This is a genomic window from Microbacterium sp. Z11_20 (assembly GCF_057197605.1).
The window spans coordinates 510,016-527,078 of record NZ_JBXVOQ010000002.1 but is presented as its reverse complement, the minus strand read 5'-3'; the positions used below and the strand labels follow the sequence as shown (position 1 = coordinate 527,078).

Annotated in this window: 19 protein-coding genes and 1 tRNA gene; 10 read left to right on the top strand and 10 right to left on the bottom strand. The window is 65.6% G+C overall.

Annotated features, from left to right (window positions below; translation table 11 throughout):
• Positions 1-96: 96 nt before the first annotated feature.
• From AC2DFQ_RS07565 to sigK, 4 genes are all read right to left on the bottom strand, one after another.
• Positions 97-981 (bottom strand): aminotransferase class IV, encoded by an 885-nt coding sequence (locus AC2DFQ_RS07565; protein WP_484508565.1) that lies wholly within the window; start codon positions 979-981, stop codon positions 97-99.
• Between the two features lie 270 nt (positions 982-1,251).
• Positions 1,252-1,890: a DNA-directed RNA polymerase subunit beta gene (locus AC2DFQ_RS07560; RefSeq protein ID WP_484508564.1), complete on the bottom strand. Its 639-nt coding sequence runs from the start codon at positions 1,888-1,890 to the stop codon at positions 1,252-1,254.
• 82 nt (positions 1,891-1,972) lie between these two features.
• Entirely contained in the window at positions 1,973-2,755 is a 783-nt protein-coding gene (locus tag AC2DFQ_RS07555) for an anti-sigma factor (protein ID WP_484533471.1), read from the bottom strand.
• Entirely contained in the window at positions 2,752-3,354 is a 603-nt protein-coding gene (sigK, locus tag AC2DFQ_RS07550) for an ECF RNA polymerase sigma factor SigK (protein ID WP_484508562.1), read from the bottom strand. The genes AC2DFQ_RS07555 and sigK overlap by 4 nt, the downstream gene beginning before the upstream one ends.
• Before the next feature lie 201 nt (positions 3,355-3,555).
• Here sigK and AC2DFQ_RS07545 point away from each other — a divergent pair.
• The 5 genes from AC2DFQ_RS07545 to AC2DFQ_RS07525 all read left to right on the top strand — a co-directional run bounded on the left by AC2DFQ_RS07545 (position 3,556) and on the right by AC2DFQ_RS07525 (position 6,506).
• Positions 3,556-3,628 (top strand) — tRNA-Lys (locus AC2DFQ_RS07545).
• A gap of 381 nt (positions 3,629-4,009) precedes the next feature.
• Positions 4,010-4,255: a hypothetical protein gene (locus AC2DFQ_RS07540; protein WP_484533470.1), complete on the top strand. Its 246-nt coding sequence runs from the start codon at positions 4,010-4,012 to the stop codon at positions 4,253-4,255.
• A 615-nt stretch (positions 4,256-4,870) separates the two neighbouring features.
• On the top strand, positions 4,871-5,467 hold the full coding sequence (locus tag AC2DFQ_RS07535; protein WP_484533469.1) for a Type 1 glutamine amidotransferase-like domain-containing protein: 597 nt from the start codon (positions 4,871-4,873) through the stop codon (positions 5,465-5,467).
• Positions 5,468-5,567: 100 nt separating this feature from the next.
• Positions 5,568-5,924 (top strand): META domain-containing protein, encoded by a 357-nt coding sequence (locus tag AC2DFQ_RS07530; protein ID WP_484533468.1) that lies wholly within the window; start codon positions 5,568-5,570, stop codon positions 5,922-5,924.
• A 63-nt stretch (positions 5,925-5,987) separates the two neighbouring features.
• Positions 5,988-6,506, top strand: a complete 519-nt coding sequence (locus AC2DFQ_RS07525) for a hypothetical protein (protein WP_484533467.1) — start codon at positions 5,988-5,990, stop codon at positions 6,504-6,506.
• A gap of 69 nt (positions 6,507-6,575) precedes the next feature.
• Here AC2DFQ_RS07525 and AC2DFQ_RS07520 read toward each other — a convergent pair whose 3' ends face one another.
• The 4 genes from AC2DFQ_RS07520 to AC2DFQ_RS07505 all read right to left on the bottom strand — a co-directional run bounded on the left by AC2DFQ_RS07520 (position 6,576) and on the right by AC2DFQ_RS07505 (position 9,014).
• Positions 6,576-7,739 carry a tyrosine-type recombinase/integrase gene (locus AC2DFQ_RS07520; protein ID WP_484533466.1) on the bottom strand — a complete coding sequence of 388 codons (1,164 nt, stop codon included), beginning with the start codon at positions 7,737-7,739 and terminating at the stop codon, positions 6,576-6,578.
• Between the two features lie 197 nt (positions 7,740-7,936).
• Complete coding sequence (locus AC2DFQ_RS07515) at positions 7,937-8,248, bottom strand: hypothetical protein (protein WP_484533465.1); 312 nt, start codon at positions 8,246-8,248, stop codon at positions 7,937-7,939.
• Positions 8,245-8,496: an addiction module protein gene (locus AC2DFQ_RS07510; protein ID WP_484533464.1), complete on the bottom strand. Its 252-nt coding sequence runs from the start codon at positions 8,494-8,496 to the stop codon at positions 8,245-8,247. The genes AC2DFQ_RS07515 and AC2DFQ_RS07510 overlap by 4 nt, the downstream gene beginning before the upstream one ends.
• Positions 8,497-8,687: 191 nt before the next feature.
• Positions 8,688-9,014 (bottom strand): hypothetical protein, encoded by a 327-nt coding sequence (locus AC2DFQ_RS07505; RefSeq protein ID WP_484533463.1) that lies wholly within the window; start codon positions 9,012-9,014, stop codon positions 8,688-8,690.
• 536 nt (positions 9,015-9,550) lie between these two features.
• On the opposite strand from AC2DFQ_RS07505, the gene AC2DFQ_RS07500 reads away from it, so the two are divergent.
• From AC2DFQ_RS07500 to AC2DFQ_RS07485, 4 genes are all read left to right on the top strand, one after another.
• Positions 9,551-11,251, top strand: a complete 1,701-nt coding sequence (locus AC2DFQ_RS07500) for a P-loop ATPase, Sll1717 family (protein WP_484533462.1) — start codon at positions 9,551-9,553, stop codon at positions 11,249-11,251.
• Between the two features lie 162 nt (positions 11,252-11,413).
• Positions 11,414-11,953 (top strand): hypothetical protein, encoded by a 540-nt coding sequence (locus AC2DFQ_RS07495; protein WP_484533461.1) that lies wholly within the window; start codon positions 11,414-11,416, stop codon positions 11,951-11,953.
• A 266-nt stretch (positions 11,954-12,219) separates the two neighbouring features.
• Entirely contained in the window at positions 12,220-12,750 is a 531-nt protein-coding gene (locus AC2DFQ_RS07490) for a DUF4365 domain-containing protein (protein WP_484533460.1), read from the top strand.
• Positions 12,747-13,892 carry a hypothetical protein gene (locus AC2DFQ_RS07485; RefSeq protein WP_484533459.1) on the top strand — a complete coding sequence of 382 codons (1,146 nt, stop codon included), beginning with the start codon at positions 12,747-12,749 and terminating at the stop codon, positions 13,890-13,892. Before AC2DFQ_RS07490 ends, AC2DFQ_RS07485 begins: the two co-directional genes overlap by 4 nt.
• A gap of 685 nt (positions 13,893-14,577) precedes the next feature.
• On the opposite strand, the gene AC2DFQ_RS07480 is transcribed toward AC2DFQ_RS07485, so the two are convergent.
• A complete protein-coding gene (locus tag AC2DFQ_RS07480) occupies positions 14,578-15,471 on the bottom strand; it encodes a lysophospholipid acyltransferase family protein (protein ID WP_484533458.1) in 894 nt (297 codons plus the stop codon).
• 570 nt (positions 15,472-16,041) lie between these two features.
• Here AC2DFQ_RS07480 and AC2DFQ_RS07475 point away from each other — a divergent pair.
• Positions 16,042-16,374, top strand: coding sequence for a hypothetical protein (locus AC2DFQ_RS07475; protein ID WP_484533457.1), 333 nt, complete (start codon positions 16,042-16,044; stop codon positions 16,372-16,374).
• A 38-nt stretch (positions 16,375-16,412) separates the two neighbouring features.
• Here AC2DFQ_RS07475 and AC2DFQ_RS07470 read toward each other — a convergent pair whose 3' ends face one another.
• Positions 16,413-16,925, bottom strand: a complete 513-nt coding sequence (locus tag AC2DFQ_RS07470; RefSeq protein ID WP_484533456.1) for a hypothetical protein — start codon at positions 16,923-16,925, stop codon at positions 16,413-16,415.
• Positions 16,926-17,063: the final 138 nt, after the last annotated feature.

Here is a 17,063-nt window from a genome sequence, read left to right as displayed (position 1 = left end):
GGCCGCGGGCGGGTGGGCGTCGGCGCCGGCTCGCAGGCGGGCGACGCCGCCGCGCGGCCCGCGGGTGGCGAGGCGGAGGAGCGGTATTGGCGCGGGTCAGTCGCGGGGCGCCAGCAGGTAGCGGTTCATCGAGGCGGTGAACGGGCGGTCGACGGGGAGCGAGCGCATGTCGATGGCGGCAACGGGCGCGGCGAGGCGAACGCTCGACACCAGCCACGCCGCATCCGCCTGCGCCAGCATGTCGGCGCGCACCTGCTCATAGGCCGTCTCGAACCCGTGGTCGGCCAGATACTCGAACAGACTCACCTGGGTGGTGCCGTGGAGGATGCCCGCCCCCGGTTCGGGCGTCACGAACCGCTCGCCGAAGCGCAGCAGCACCGACGACGTCGGACCCTCGAGCACGAAACCGTCGCTGGTGACGAAGACCGCGTCATCCGCCCCGCGGCGGCGTGCCTCGCGGATCGCGGCCATGTTCACCGCGTACGACAGCGTCTTCGCACCCAGCAGCAGCCATGGCGCCCGCTCGGCCGCGCCGCTGTCCAGACCCCGGTCGAGGGTCACCACACGGATGCCCTCCTCGCGAGCGCTGGTGCTATCCGGTGCGGGCGCGAGGGTCACCCAGGCGGTCGGCGCCGGACCGTGCTCGACGCCGCGGCTGAGGATGAGTTTGATCACGCTCTCCCCGGGCTCTGCAGCATCCGCCACCCGGGCCACCGCCTGATGCCACTGCTCGAGGTGAGGAACGGGCAGGTCGCACAGACTCGCCGAGTACGCGAGCCGCTCCAGGTGGGCCTGCGTCTCCTGCGGATGCCCGTCCACAACGCCGATCGACTCGAAGATGCCGTCGCCCCGCTGGGTCGACAACTCCCCCACGCTCAGCGCCGGCGCCGCCGGGTCGATCGGGGTGAAAGTGTCGGAGAAGTCGGTGCGCGGGTCGCCCGCCGCGGCGGGATCGATCACGAGTGCGTAACGCCATGCCATGGTCCGAGCCTATGCGGGGGGGGAATACCTCGGGCGCGGACCGGTTACACTTTCCTAGCCGGGCCGCAGTAACCCCGGGCTCCATCTTTTGCCGCCGAGAGCGGCCTCGCGCCGAGAGGCGTTCTGCGGCCCGGCACCTTCTTGCCTTCGCGCCCTGCTCGTGTGTTCGCCGAGAAACGACGATACGGACGAGAAACGGCGCGGCGCGGCACTTCTCAGCCCGATCGTCGTTTCTCGCAGGCCCGCGGATGCGTCAGGCCCGCGGATGCGTCAGGCCAGCGAGTCGCGGCGCCACAGGCCCGCGCACGACGACAGATCGCCCGCGTAGGTCGACAGCCGCAGGGCGCGGGTCGTGAGGGCCGAGGAGCGGTCGGATTCGGTCTGCTCGTAGTCGTCGGCGAGGTGCGTCGCGCCCGAGGCCTGCACGCGGCAGAACGCCGCCGCGCGCTCCAGCGCCACGGCGAAGTCGCCCTCGAACAGTCCGCGCAGGATCGTGTCGATGAGGGCGACGAGTTCGTCCGGGCTCGCCGGTGTCGGCGCCCCCGCCACGATCGGGTCGGCCGAGGCGATCTCGGTCCGCCCGCGCTCGTACAGCAGTGCCGCGGTCTGCGGGTCGTCGTGGATCATCAGCTGCAACAGGTACAGACGCCACAGCGCGCCCGGCAGCGAACGTGCCGGCGAGCGCGACCACAGCTCGGCGATGTCGTCGATCCCGTGCTCGTCCGTGAAGGTCACCAGGCGCCCGATCACGTCGACGGACGGATCCTCACGCACGCGCGACAGCAGCGCCTGCGCGGTGCTGTGCGCGACCCGCGATACCTCGGCCGGGTCAGCCGCGGCGAACAGCCGGTCGAACAGCTCAGCGGGCCGGCGCACCGGCTTGTGGAAGTCGCGGGGCTGATCGGTCATCGTTCCAGGCTACCCGCGGGGTTCGGACGCGGACCCGCCAACTGACGCGGACCGGGCACCGCTCAGGCGGACCCGGCCCCGCTCACGCGGTCGGGATGGCGAACAGCGGGTCGCTCGAGGGCGTGCCGTCGGGCGATCCTCCCGCCGGTTCGACAGTGACGGCGATCACATCGCCCGCACGTATCTCGCCGGTCAGCAGCGCCGTGGCCTCGCCGTCGTCCGCAGCGAAAGTGCCCGCGGGGATCGCGCCCTCCTCGCGCACGAACCACAGCTCGAACGTCTCGTCGCTCTCCAGCGCCGGGAGTCCGTCGGATACGAGCACGGCCTTTCCGAGCTCACCCGACCAGTGCGCCGTCGCCTCGGCGCCGTCGCCCAGCTCCACGCTCGCTGACGCCGCATCCCGTGCCTGCTGGATCTCTTCGAGAGCGGCGATCGCCGGCGGCGGGTTCAATTGCTGCCCGATCGTCACGGCACCGAAGCCCACCGCCATGAGCAGGACGAAGGATGCGGCGAGCGCGAACCAGCCCCGCGGGCGACCGGGCCAGATCCCGGTGCGCGACGAGCTGTCGGGCACCGTCGTCTGCGCGTCCGCGGCGGCGTCGTCGACGCTCGCGCGGGAACCGGCGTCCGCATCCGGCGACGACTCGTCCGCGATGCGCGCGAGAAGCGCGTCGCGGATGCCCGGCGGCGGGACGACTGCGGGTACCGCGGAGGCGAGGCGTACCGCCGCATCCAGATCGTCGCGGACCAGGTCGGCGCGCTCGGGATGCTCCGCCAGCTCCGCCTCGAACGCGCGCTGTTCGTCGGACGTGAGCGCGCCGAGGGCGGCCGCGGCCGACAGTTCGGCGAAGTCCTTCTCGTTCATACGGTCACCCCCATCTCGGTGCGAAGGCGGGTCAGTCCGTCCCGCATCCTGGTCTTGATCGTTCCCAGCGGTGCTCCCACGAGCGCCGCGATCTCACTTTGGCTGTATCCGCCGAAGTACGCCAGCGACAGCGCCTCGCGCTGCACCTCCGGGAGCACGGCAAGCGCGTCAACCACCCGTCGTCCCTCGATGCGCATCTCCACCGTCTCGGCTACGTCGTCACGCGGCGCCTCCAGGTCTCGGAAGCCCGCACGCACGTCACGGTCGCTGCTCGCCTGCGACGCCCGGACGCGGTCGACGGCTCGGCGGTGTGCGATCGTGAGCAACCAGGACCTCCCCTGGCCTTTATTCGGAGCGAAGGTGCCGGCGGATTGCCATACCTCGAGGAAGACCTCCTGCAGCACCTCTTCGCTGAGGGATCGATTGACGAGAACGCGCAGGATGAGACCGAACACGCGCGGGGACATTCGGTCGTACAGCTCGGCGAACGCGGCCTGGTCGCGGGCAGCGACTCGCACCAGCAGCGCGCCGACGTGGTCGACCGGTGGGCCGGCGTCCTCCGGGACGTCCACACCGTCGATGACCATGTGCACCAGCATGCCCCACTCGCCGCCAGGACTCGACCGGCCTGTGGGCGAGTTGTCCGCTGTCCCTATTCCAGCCTGGTGGCAGACGGCGGATGCGGCGCCACCGGCTGTTCAAAATTCAGGAGAATCGCGCACTCTGCGGCCCGCAAGCGCCTACCGACCCCGGTTCCTCCTGAGTTTTGCACCCGCCAGGGCCGGTAGGCTGGTCGGTGCGGGCCTCTAGCTCAGTCGGTAGAGCATCGGACTTTTAATCCGCGGGTCGTGGGTTCGAGCCCCACGGGGCCCACCGCTATCCGCACCGCGCGATCCCTTGTCCCGACTGGGATCACGGCGTTTCACCTCCCGCCGAAACGGCCGCGTGACAACAATTTGACAACATCCGCGGAGCTTTCTTCACTGGCCATAGGGCGCAATTCGCTGTCTACAAGGCTCGCGTCATGTCAGAAGTCGCCGACGCATCGGAGCCGCCAGAGCCCTCGACCGCTCACGGTTGCGGTGATGGGAGTCCTGCTCGACGGTCGGTAAGAACCGTCCCGAAAACCATGGTTGAGAGCGCCATCATTTGCAGCAGTCGCGTGGATGCAGCCACGTTCGGGTCCACCCGCTCATAATTCGGGTCCCGCCGGGGTAGCTTGACGGGCATGACGTCCGTTGGATACTTCCGTTCATGAGCGATGAGGTGAGCCGCGACGGTGCCGAAAGCGAGCTCTTCGATCTGTCTGACCTGACTGAGATATCCGATGCCGAGCTTCGCAGCAGGCGCGCCCGGCTGGGACAGATCGAACGCGAGAGCTTCTTGGAGAACCTCAACGCAACGTCTTTCATCGCCACCCTCGGTCACCTTGGAAGCGACAGATTGGATCGCGCCCGGCGTCGGATGGACCAGGAGATGAGAAGAAGAGGGCTGACGTAGGAGGCGACTGCCTATCGAGGGCGCACCTCCCACTAGGACGGGCACAACTACCGTGCGCTTGGGCCGTATTCCGCCCACCGAGTCGGCTCGCCATGCGTCATACCCGACATGCCGGCGCATAGCATTGTCACCGGTGGAATCTCTTGGGCAATACGTCGAGTGACCTGGAAGCCGATCTTTGCGAAAGCTCTGCCCACTCTCACCTGGGCCACCTTGAGCGCACGGATTCCCTGCTTTTCGCGGCGCACGACGCCGTGCCCCTGCCGCCTGAGCTGCGCGACGATCCGTTCGCGGAGCTCGGCCAACGGCTACGCGTCCGAAGTGCTCGCCCCGAGCTGCGCAATAACCGTCTCCAATGACCGGAATGCCGTGGCGTATGACCATGCTGCGCGCTCGTCCGAATCGACCCCGGGGTTCAGCTCCCAGGCGCACGACGCGCCCACTTCGGCAATCGCCCTGGCGACAGGCACCGCGGCTCGTCCACCTAGAGGCGCCGAAGGGCAAGTGCAAACGCAACTAAGAAGATCGTCGCCAGCCAGCCCAGATTCGGGTGACGCTCAGCCCCGCCATCGTTTTCGGATGATTGCGGGATCTGCGGATCGCTAGCGTTGGTACGTGCGGATCTATCTCAGTGCCTACCGGTTCGGGCCGCGCGCGGAAGCTCTGCGACGTGTCGACGGTCGCGCTTTGATCGTGATGAATGCGCTGGACGAGTACGAAGAGCGCCTGCTGAGCTGGGATCGGGAAGTCGACGACCTGGCTCGACTCGGCTATCGCAGCGAGGAACTCGACCTCCGGGAGTATTGGGACGGCGAAGAGAGTTCGCTGAGGAAGCGTCTCGCGGCCGCCGATCTGCTCTGGGTAGTAGGGGGAAACGCGTTCGTGCTCGCGCGGGCGGCGACGGAATCCCGGCTGAGGGCTGCGCTCGCCCGCTCTCCGCGCCTCGACTACGCCGGCTACTCGGCGGGCGCCTGTCTCACGTCGATAGATCTACGCGGCATCCACATGATGGATGAAGTGTCGACCCATCCTCCTGGCTACCGGGCTGAGACGCCTGCGCAGACTTTGAAGCTGACCACCACGCGAGTTGTTCCCCACGCTGGTTCCGACGCGGCACGCGCAGCAGCCGACTACCTCCGGAGGTGTGGTCTCGGCTTCATCGAGCTCGCCGACGGTGACGACAAGCTGATCCACTTGCCGTCCGCGCCCTAGGACTTCGCAATCCCGTAGTCGATCGATTTCGGTTCGCCGAGTTCACACGGCTCCGTGAATGAATCATGATGGGCGTGTGCCCGCAGCCAGGCCTTCGAGTTTGCCCCGCCGCGCCGTCGCTGCACTTGTCGTAGCCAGCGTGCTCGCGCTCACCGCCTGCGCACCTCCGGGGGATGCGGCGGGCAGGTGGGGTAGCAGCGATGACCGCGAGCCGCATGTCGAGCTGCGTGTCGGCGGGCAGTTCGGTGGCTATGACGGCTGCAACGGGTTCGGTGGCCGCTGGCAGGACGAGGGCGACGGTACCGCAACATTCGAAGAGGTCCACACGACCCTCGTGATGTGTCTCGAGGAACATGACCAGTGGCTGGCTCTCGCCCGTTCCGCCCAGGTACGCGGAGACGAGCTGGTGCTCCTCGACGAGGAAGGGAAAGAGCTTGGCACTCTACGCCGTAGTTGAGCGGGCGCGTGGCCGTGAAAGGGAGCGCGATTGATGGGTCGAGGTCTTCGCCTCGTTCTTGCCGTGGGCATCGCTACACCCATGGCGGTTGTGGCCTCCGGGTGCGCGCCGGTGCCGATGGACTCGCAGCTGTGGCGACAGCTCGACGGTCAGGAAGGAATCGTTTACAACATCCGGAACGCGGGCTACCAAGGGTGGAATCCGCAACGGTTCATCGATGAACTCGCTGACGTGGCTGTGCATTGGGATGGCGGTGACGCCCCAGCTGACCTGGACCCGACGGAACCCGGGGTGGTGTACTTCGACGCGACGGAAGAGGTATCTGATGACCCCGCCGATGAGACGCTGACGTTCAATCTGCTCTTCCACTCCGGCCTTGCGTCCGGCGATGACGGCCAGCGAGACTGGCTCGACCTTCGACCCACCTCGGTCTACACGCGCTACAGCATGGAGGTCGGCTTCATCGCCGACACCATCGGGGACCTTAGGCGCATCCAGGAACGGATCGAATGCCCGGAAGCGCTCGTAGAGGCACTCGGCCCGCACGCCCAGTACAACGAGCCACAAGCTTTCGACGGGTAGATGTTTCCGACACGACCCATGACCGCCTTCGCGAGTGAGTGCATCGGAGCAACCTCCTCGCTCGACTTCCTAATGCCCGTCACCTCGCAACAGATCGACAACACCTGAGGCGCCCGCCGCTTCGTCCAAGGCCGCCGAGACAGCGTCGAGATCATCGTCGAACAGGTCGGCGTAGGTATCGAGCGTCATCGCGGCGGAGGCGTGGCCCAGCATCCGCTGCACGGCCTTCACGTTGGCGCCGGCCGAAATGGCGAGGGACGCGGCGGTGTGCCGCAAGTCATGCGGCGTGACCCGCGGGAATGGGCGTAGCGATTCCTCCCCCGCATCCACAGCGGCCTTGATCGCGACGGCCGACTTCTCCTGCGCGCGGCAGACCGCACTATTGAACCATCCTGACGTCGCCTTCGGCCGGCGGACGTGGATCCGTCCTTCACCGAAGACGAGGTCCTCCCGCCCCTTGCCGGCGACGAGGCGCTGCATGGTCTCGGCGAAGAAGGCGGGGTACGGGACCTGACGCTTCTCGTGGGTCTTCGGCGTGCCGATCTCGATGAAGCTACCGACCTCGACCGCGTTCTCCTCGACACTCACGCGGCGACGCTTGAGGTCGACGTGCTTCACCCGCAGCCCGGTCGCCTCACCCCAGCGCAGACCGGTATAGGCAAGGAAGACGATGAGTTCGGGGCGAGCGGCCCCGGCGGCGAGTTGGGCGACCTGTTCATGGCTGAGGTAGGCGCGGGGCTTCGACTTCTTGCGCGGGAGCTTGACTCCGCGAGCGGGGTTGGCGGAGATCCGGCGGTCTCTTACAGCCACCTCGAGGATGCCGGAGAGGACCTCGTGGACGCGACGCACCGAGGTCGCGCTGTGGGTGGTCGAGAGCCCGGCGATCCACATCTGGATCTCGGAGTGGCGGATCCCGCCCACCGCCCGGGCGCCCCACTTCGGACGGACGTGGATGCGCCACGCAGACTCGACCGTACGGAAGGTCGACGGTTTGAGGTCCGCCCGACGTGATGCGACCCAATCCTCACCCAGGTCGCCGACGAGGATGCGGGCGTCGGACGGATCGACGAAGGTGCCGCGGTTCTTCGATATCTCCACCTCGGCGAGTCGGATCTCGGCGTCGAACTTCGTCCGGAACCCGCGCAGCGTGGCCTGGCTCCCGTCAGGCTTGCGATAGCTGATCCGGTAGACCCGCTTGCCGGATGCTGCGGTGTAGGAGTGGATGCTGCCCATGCTGGCTCCGTTGTTGATGCATCGGTGCGCGGCGGTACACCGCGCTGCGCATGATGCATCCTGCGCCGAACTCCGGCAACTGTGGAGGGCTGCTTCAGCTCTGTGGATAGGAGCGACGGGCTCGCGGTTCTATTGATCCGCCTCTGTGGTGGAGTTCGGCCCCGGTCGCCCGCGCCCGCGTCGCTTCAGCTCATGAGTCAGAGCCGTTCGGACCAATAGTTGGGTTTGCGTCGCTCGTGCGCGTACGCCAGGACGATCACCTCGTCCTCGATGACGACGTATTTGATGTCGTACCGGAACCCTGCGACGCTTCGCGACCGCACCGGCGGCACGCGAGGGCGCCCACGATGAAGCCCCCAACTATGGGGTGAGTCGAGGATGCTGCCGATGGCAGCCTCCACGGCGTCGGCGAAGCGCTCGCCCCAGCCTTCGCGCTGATCTTCGAGGAAGAGGATGGCTTCGCGGAGTTCCGCGTGAGCGGCTTCGTGCTCACGCCACCGGTAGGTCACCGAACGCGCGCCGCCAGCTCGTCCCGGATCGCAGCGAGACCTTCGCGACCATCGACGAGAACGGCTTCTCCGCGCTTGACGTCATCCAGACGACGGTCGATCTCGTCTTCCCACGCGGCGTCGATCTCGGGCTGGCGCTCATCCGTGTCCTGGTCGACGCTGAGTCGAAGGGCGCGGGCGGCCTCGAGACGTTCGGCAGGCGTAAGTGCGTAGCCCGCTTCGATGTACTCGTTGAGATCCAGCGCCATGCACCGAGTGTACGACCGAGGACCGACGGCAGCCATGGCAGGTATCCGTCTTGACGGGAGAGTCGGACGACCGTCGCTTACGTCATCGCCCCTCGGAGCTTTTTCGAGGCTCAGCTCGTCGAGGCCGCGCGGCATCGCCCGCTGCAGCCTCTGGTCCCGCCTCAACATGCCAACGTGTTGTCCTGGGAACTTCACCGGGCGCGTTTGCTCAGTGCTTGGCGACTGACGCCGCTGCGAAGAGCGATGAGGTTCCAAGACGTGTCGAGAAGGCGCAGGTCGTCGATCAGCTGATCGCGTTCACGGAGGATGTCGCTCTCCTCGGAATGAAGCCGTTCGAGCCTGGTCGACAGTTCGCCCAGTCGCTGCAGACCTGAGGTCGTGCTGCCGTCGAGACGTTGCGAGGCGGCCTGTCGGGCAGCGAGAACGGCCCGCTCGGCGGCAGCCCTCTCATTCCGCTCGCGCTGACGAGCGTGCGCCTTGGCCCTGCCGTCCTCGCTCCGCCGCTTCGATTTGGCCATGCAACATGGTTTACACAGGAGGCCAGCCAACGTGCAAGATCCGCAGCACCCACAGAAAGTGCCTGCGTGCATCGTTGTTTCGTCATTACCCCCGCGCGCCGAGTTGTGGTTCCCATCCGCGACCGCCGTTCGGTGCCGACACTCAATCCGCGCTGTCTTCGACCGTGCGTGAAAGGCGGCCGCATCGGGCATCGACCCGGGCGGGTGTTGCGAGCATCGCTTCGTGCCTTACGTCATGACCTCCGCAGAGCCGCCGCGTGACGGCTTCGGGTGTGCGTAGCAGGACCGCTTGCGGGCGGCCCGCGTTCCACACACGGGCACGCGCTACCTGCTTCGGATAGCCAGCAGCTCGAGGGGCGAGCGACCGCCCGTGGCCGACCGCCTCGCGCGCCTCCGGAATGGGGATGCCTCGTACCGATCAGCGAGCGGCGATCACCCGGTTCGTACTAATTCGGCGGCGGAGCGCAACTGAACGTTGCGTGTCGTACGCATGGTCGGCTGTCTCCCCTAGTCTTCTGGGACGAGAAGGGGCAACGATGGCGAAGAAGGCTCGGCTTGGGTTTGGGTTTAACATCGGCGGCGATCAAGCAGAAGCCGACCCATTGCTAGACGAAGCCTTCTATCCGTCCGCCCAATATCACGCGATGGAGAGCAAGGCGGATCCCCGCTGTTTCGTGGTCGGCCGCACTGGTTCAGGCAAGTCAGCGGCGCTCAAGGTCCTCTCGGAAGAACATCCCAGCAAAGTGATTCGGATAGTCCCCGAGGACCTCTCTCTGCCCTACATCACGAACCTCGACGTCGTAAAGCAACTCCAGGCGCTCGACGTCGATATGCAGTCGTTCTGGAAGGCGCTCTGGCGGCATGTGCTGATTGTTGAGGTCATTCGCCACCGCTATCGGGTTGATTCTCAGGACGCGAAAGCGACCGTCCTCCAGTCCCTCCGAGAGAAGCTCGGACGTAATCCAGGTAAGAAGCTTGCACTCGCTTACCTCGATGACTTCGAGGGTAAATTCTGGGCGGAAACCGACGAACGCGTGAAGGAGATCACCTCAACACTCACCCAACGCATCGAAGGTGAAGGCGCAATCAAGGGCGGAATCCCCGGCATCGTCGATGGTGGTGCGAGCGCCTCGAGCGGCATTGAGAACACGCAGACGTCGCGAGTCGAACTGACGCAACGCTATCAACGCATCATCAACGAGATTCAACTTGCTCGTCTAAACAAGATGATGGACGTCCTGCATGAAGACATTCTCAGCTCTCCACAGGACTTCACCTACATCGTTATCGACGATCTGGATAAGGACTGGGTCGACGCAAAGCTCACCAATGAACTGATCATGGCCCTGTTCAAAACGGTGCATGACCTCAAGCGAGTCAAGAACCTCAAGATCCTCGTGGCCCTCCGGACCAACATCTTTCAGCATCTGGAGTTTGGCGCCGCTAGCGGCGGCCAGGAGGAGAAGTTTCGATCTCTCGTGTTACCCATGAACTGGACTCGCGAACAGCTAACTGGTCTCATCGACGAAAGAGTCAGAGCGGCAGGTCGTCAGCAGCAGGCCGCGATCGAATCGGTGATTTCGATCCTTCCTCACCAGAACTCGCGGCGAGGCAGCGCACTGGATTACCTCTTGGACAGAACTCTGTTGCGCCCACGTGACTTCATCGCGTTCGTGCGGGAGTGTCTTGTTCAGAGCGAGGGCAAGAGCCAAATCTCGTGGGATGCAATTCATCGTGCCGAGGTTGTGTATTCAGAGAACAGACTGTTGGCCCTGCGCGACGAATGGAAGACCAACTACCCCGGTATTGATCGAGTTTTCGAGACTTTTCGCCACGCGGACGGACGCATGTCCCGAGAGAATATGCAACGGCGTTTGGACGACTGCATCATGCTCCTGGCGGAAGATGGTTTCACCGGCGTTGGTTGGCTTACTCCACTCGGCAACGCCGTACTTGACGGGACTCAGGAGCAGTCGTGGGCGGGTCGCTACGGGCCGATCTTACGCATGCTGTATGACATCGGATTTCTAGGGATCGCTGGGCCTGGCAGGAAGAATCCCGTCTTCTCGGTCGAGGAACCGAACTCCCTCAAGTACGACCGTCAGGTCGAGGCCGTGGAGGGATTCTTTGTTGCGCGCGCGTATCACTCCGCCCTGGAGGTGCGAACGAGCGATCCACGGACCGCGAGCCCCGCGCCGGACGTTGCCGACCGAGCGAGCGCGGAGCTCATCTTCTAGATGACTCCCACGATCGCTGTACGGAGTCATGAGCGGTCCCTCAACGAGAAGATCGTCGATCCTGTCACTCCGTGCCCGCTGAGGGACCCTTGCGGACGAGGGAAGATCACCCAACGCGCGGACCGGGCAGTCATGTCGGCGATGTCCGACAGAATCTCTGACATGTTCGACAATTCAACGCTGATCGCGCCAAGTGCAACGGTGGTCGCCGCAGGTCTTGGTGCGTACTTAAGTGGACGAGTAGGTCAACAGAACGCCGAGGCCCACTCAAGGCGAACCCGTCGCCATGAGCTCGCGGACGCCGCCATCGCGTCAGCTCTGGCCCTCCGCACAGCTCTGCATGAATGCGACCCCGAATGGACCGGCCGCGATTGGGAGCGCGTCGTCGGCAACACGTACGACGCACTCGACGCCGCGAAGCCGATTCTTCCTCGGCAGTTGCTGCACGTCCGACGAAGCATCCGTGACGCATGTGGCGAGGCCCTGGGGGCCGTCGCAGTGTTCGAGCTTGTGGACATAGGCGAGCAGGTTGAGCCCACGGACTTCGACCCCCGGTGGACGGAGTACGCGCGTGACTACGTGAGCGTGGCGATCCAGGCACTACAACGCTGGCGCGAAGCGAAGGAACGCGACGCAGCGAACGTCGGCGCACCAACATACGACGACTGGCTTGGCGCCACAGGTAGGTACCGCCGCTCGTAGGTAGATGGTCAGCCCGATCGCTCAACGACCGCCATGTTCACGGTAGGGGATGTCTTCGCTAGGGGGCGCGGCGCTGGCGGGATCTGGCCGTCGCCTGATCACGGCTGCTGTGACGGCCTGAGATACCCGGCGACGTTCTGCACCCACCCTTGCAACGCGGTCAACGCATGGACGACTCCGGTCCGGACGTCGCACAGCTAGCTCGGCTCTACCCACGGTTCCGAAATCCTGGCGGACCCCCGTGGTCATGCCCCTAATGTTGGGGCATGACCACGGCCGCGACGGGAACCCCGCTCAGCCGTCTGACGTCGCCCGCGCACCCGAAGTTCTCCGACAACGGGCGGCGCGCCCGCTACGGCGCCGCCTACTTCAGCAGCTTGTGCGCACATGCCGGCGCGACGTTCACAGAGACCCGGGTCGACGAAGACATCGAAGCAATCGACGCAACGCTTGGCTTCCAGCGCACGATCGTTCGGGTGCAAATCAAGTGCACGTCGAAGTTCGCGGTGGGCAATGGGCAGATGACCCTGCAGCTCGAAAGTCACTGGGTCGAGAGCTGGGAAGCCAGCGACACTCCGGTGTTCGTTGTGGTGGTCAAGGTGCCGAAGAATGTCGACGGGTGGGTCGAGCATGATGCCGTGTTCACGCGCCATCACACCGTCGCCTTCGGCAAGCTGTTCCCGCGCGGCCTCGGCGTCACGTCGCTGACCTTCACCGCTACCGACAAGCTCACCAGCGAGACCATTTACGACTGGCGTGACCTGGTCTACGACGTCCTGGACGGGAAGACGACATGAGCGCGAAGCACATCGCACCCGCCGTCAGTCCTGCCGCCGGCGACATCACTGCGCTGCTTATCCGTCGGCGGTGGGCACACGTCCGCGTCAGCGACCGCGCCGCGCTCTGGGCGCTTCCTGGTCGCGACGCCGAGCTATACGTCCCGCATAGTCTCCGCCGCGACACCATCGAGTGGGACGGCGTACTCGAGCGCATCGCCGCACCGACTGACGAGCACCCGCGAGACATCGAGAAGTCCATCGAGCAAAACAACTATGACGTCGTCCGATATCGAGTGAACGCCAGCGGTGAGACCATCCCACTAGAGACCGCGGCAACCGTCATCAGCAGCGCGTTCGGGATGTTGCGGGCTGCGGCGACTGCCGCTCGCAAGCCAAGGGCCACCATCAACAATTACGCGAAGACCGGCGACGCCATCGCGAGTGCCGCCAGGCTCGGGCACACCGAGCAAGGATCCTTCGTCTTCCCGGTGCTCGTCCACGTCGATGAGCCAGCACCGCCACCGGAGAACACGCTCGATGGCGTGGACCAGGTGACACCTGAGTCGAACGAGCGCCGCGTCACCCGCACGCTCGCACAGGCGCTGTCGGCGTTTCAGAAGCAGATTGTGACACCCGACGCGGTGCCCACGGCGAAGAACATGCTGCCAATCATCTACGCGGGCGGCACGCGCGAGCTGTTCTCGAAGGCCGCGACCGCTCTCGCGGAGCCCGATATTGCGTTTCTGGAGACCGGGTTCACCTGGGCCGGGGCAGAGCCGGCGGCCGACGATCTTCCCACCGCAGTCAGCATCCCGGCCGAAGCGGGCCACCTTCTTCGCGACGCGACACGCGTGCTCGCCGATACCAAGAAGCAGTCGGAGCGGGTGTTCGTCGGCCCGATCTTTCGCATCGAGTATGTGAAGGGCGAGCCGCTAGGACTAATCACGATGACGGCGGCCGCGATGGTGGAAGGAACCCGCAAGAGTCGCGTCGAAGTGCCGGTCAGAGCGACGCAGATGAAAGAACTGCACGACTGGATGCACTCGGGCACGACCGTTGTGGTGCAAGGGCAGCTCGAGCGTCGCCCCGGTCACTACGCGCGACTCAGAGACATCACGAGGCCGCAGCCGCTCTCGGCGACTCTGGAGGGTGTCGAATGAAAGCAGGCTGTCGATGGCGAGCCCGCTCGTGACGCTAACCTAGCCCGCGCACGTTCCTCAATCACTCACCGCCCGCGTAGGGATCCCCACGCGAACGCCGTTTTGCACCACCCCGGGACGCGCTCGCGCCCTTTTCGCCGCCCCACACCGGTCCGTCGACCCGAACGCGACCATCCCTCGGGCTGCCACCGCTAACGGCGACCGCGGGGGCCGCGTCGCTGGGGACCTAGAAACCGGCCGGGTGATAATCGGCGCCAACTCCAGTGCCGCCGGCGGGCATGCCCGGCATAGCCTGGACGGGACAACCCGGCCTAGCAGGCTCGCATCAGCGGAAGAGTCGATCGCGCCCCGGCGTGACAACAAAATGACAACATCCGGCTGAAATCGCACCGTTTCTGGGAAATCGCTGACAGCCCGAGAAAGGCGGAATCACGCGGTTTTCGCCTCTCGGGCCACCCCAAAAAGGGTCTGAGGCGGGTTCGAGCCCCACGGGGCCCACCGCATCCCGGCCGCCTCCATCCCTTGTCTCAACTGGGATCGCGGGTTTCTCCGCCGGCCATGGGGAGCAATCCGCTGTCTACCAGGCTCGCGTCATGTCGGAAGTTGCCGACGTATCGAAGCCTCTAGCGCTCGTGGGCCGCTCACGGTCGGGATCGTCCGATCGTGATCTCGACGGGCTCGGGGGTCAGTCACTGGTTGTCGCTCCGCGGTCAGCCAACCTTCGCCGCTGGCGCTCCGCTTCTGCGACTGCGGCGGCGGCGGGGGTGGGTGCAGAGCCGCCGAGATGGGCTGGTTGCCACCACTGGCCCGCCCCCGACATCGGATAAGTCCTCTGTGCGTCCTCGAGAAGGGCCTGCAGGTGCGAACGAAGCTCAGCTGTCTTCTCCGCGGCATCGTCGGACGGCTCAACCTCCATGGGGAGGCCGACCGAGACGCGGATCGGCGCTTTGAAAGCCTCCCGGACCCGCGCTCGATGATTCTTGGTTCGCAATAGCTGCCCACCCCAGACCACGACGGGGATCACGGTTACACCGGCGGCAGCGGCCATACGCACCGCGCCGGTCTTGAGCTCACGCACGGTGAACGACGCGCTCACTCCCGCCTCGGGGAAGACTCCGACAAGCTCGCCATCTTGCAGGGCGCGGACCGCGTGTTCGTACGCGTCGCGGCCGGCTCCCATCTCCACGGGAATGTGCCGCATCTGGCGCAGAAGCGAGCCGATCACGGCTTTATCGGCCGCCCGCCTCGTCACCATGAACCGGATCCGACGCCGCGTTCGTAACCAGGCGACCCACTCGACCAACGCGAAGTCCATGTAGCCGAAATGCGTGATCGCCAACACGGCCGCACCCGATGAAGGGATCCGCTCCGCCCCTGAAACGGTCGGCCGCAGTTGAAGAATTCCGCCGAAGAAGAATCGTCCTACAGCGACGGCGGACGAATAGACGGGCTCGAAGCGGCGCCTCGCGCCAGGCACGCGCGCCAACGACCGAGCCTTTCGAATCCGCTCCGGAGGAGACGGGAAAACTTGCCGCTCTGATGAACCGACGGAAGGGTCGGTGTCGTCAATCGTGTCCATACGTCATCGTTACCGCCCCGAGCTGGATATCGCGTTGCCCCTTCCCGAAGCGGCCCTCATGGGCTACGCGACACACCGTAACGCTCCGGACCGTCCGAACAACGATCCGCCTACGCGCCATCTGGAAGCCTCTCACCTGCAGCGCCAAGATGGCACCGGCTGCTATCTCGCTCGCCCGAAGGCCTCCGCCACGGCGAGGCTCAGGGCAACAGGTCGAGCATTTGCGGCCGGGCCCTCATGGCGGGGATGACGAGTTCGTTGCCGCTGTCGAAGCGGAAATCGGGGCAACCCTGGGAAATCCCCGACCGCCCGAGAACCTAGCCAAAGTAGCCGCGTGACAACAACCTGACACCAGCCGGAGCGCTTTGTCCGGGCGGATGAGTGCGCGCTAGGCTGCGGGCCATGATCAGGACCTCTGCTGGTTTCACAGTGAGCCGTGCGGTTCTGGCGATGTTCGCTCTCGCGGTCACTGCGGGGATCGCCGGGTGTGCTGCGGCAGAGCCCGCCGCCTCGACGCCCGAGACCACAGCTCCAGCCTCCACCCCTCCCCCCACCACGACCACTTCGACCGTGACGGACGTGGAAACGTGCGAGGCGTTCACTGACGTCTCGACCATCCTCCAGAACGCGGGGGCGGCCCTTCACGAGGGGCGCATGTCACAGAAGGAGTACGACGCCTGGATGCGACTCGCCACGCGGGTCCTCGACCGCGTTCCCGCTCGAGGTGAAGGCGCCGTTAGCGAAGCCATCGCAGCACTGAAAACGGCGGCACCTCCCATCCCCTCGGGAACGTACGGCGCAGCCAACATCGGTACCCCGGAGTGGAACACGGCCGCCTCCCTTGCCGACGCCTGTGAGGCAGCCGGCTACCAACTCTTCGCCGAGGGCTTCACGGGCGGATAGCGCCCTTGATAACTCTGTATCCACCGAGCAGTTGCCGCTCAGGGCGCGATAAACGGTGGGGTGGAGCTTTCAACGAGACCGAAGGGGAACGGGCTCAAGAACCAGAATGATCCGGACGTGAACTCGGTGATGGGAATCAGGTGGAACCACACCTGAGACGCAACGACCGCCACGCTCACGAGCACACATATCCCGATCGCCGCGTGGTCGAGGATTCGCAGAGCCATTCGCTCATCGCTCGCACGGAGCACACGGTTGATCGCGACGAGGACGATCAGTCCGATGCCCAAATAAACCAGCGGGCTGGGGCCGAGGGACAGCTGGATGCATGAGGGAACGTCGTCAATCGGTCGGCCAGCCGCATCGACAAAGCCGCCGTTTCCATCGACACCGCCCGCACAATAGCCCGAGCTGGCTCCCATGAATGCGGGATACATCGACGCGGCGACAAGCGACACGATCAGAACCCGTCGAATCCTGGCGATCAGAGCGCGCTCGGGGAGCACGGACGCTACGTCCGCGGCAACGGCCGGCCCGTGGGCGATCGACAATGCATTCTCCTCACGTCGGCTCTCTGCATAATGCCGTAACGAGTGCGCACCGCGCCACGCGAAATCTGCTCCAAGTTCTTGGCGCCCATTGACCCACCCCATAGGTGGGGTCGCATGATCGGAGCGCCAGCGCAGATC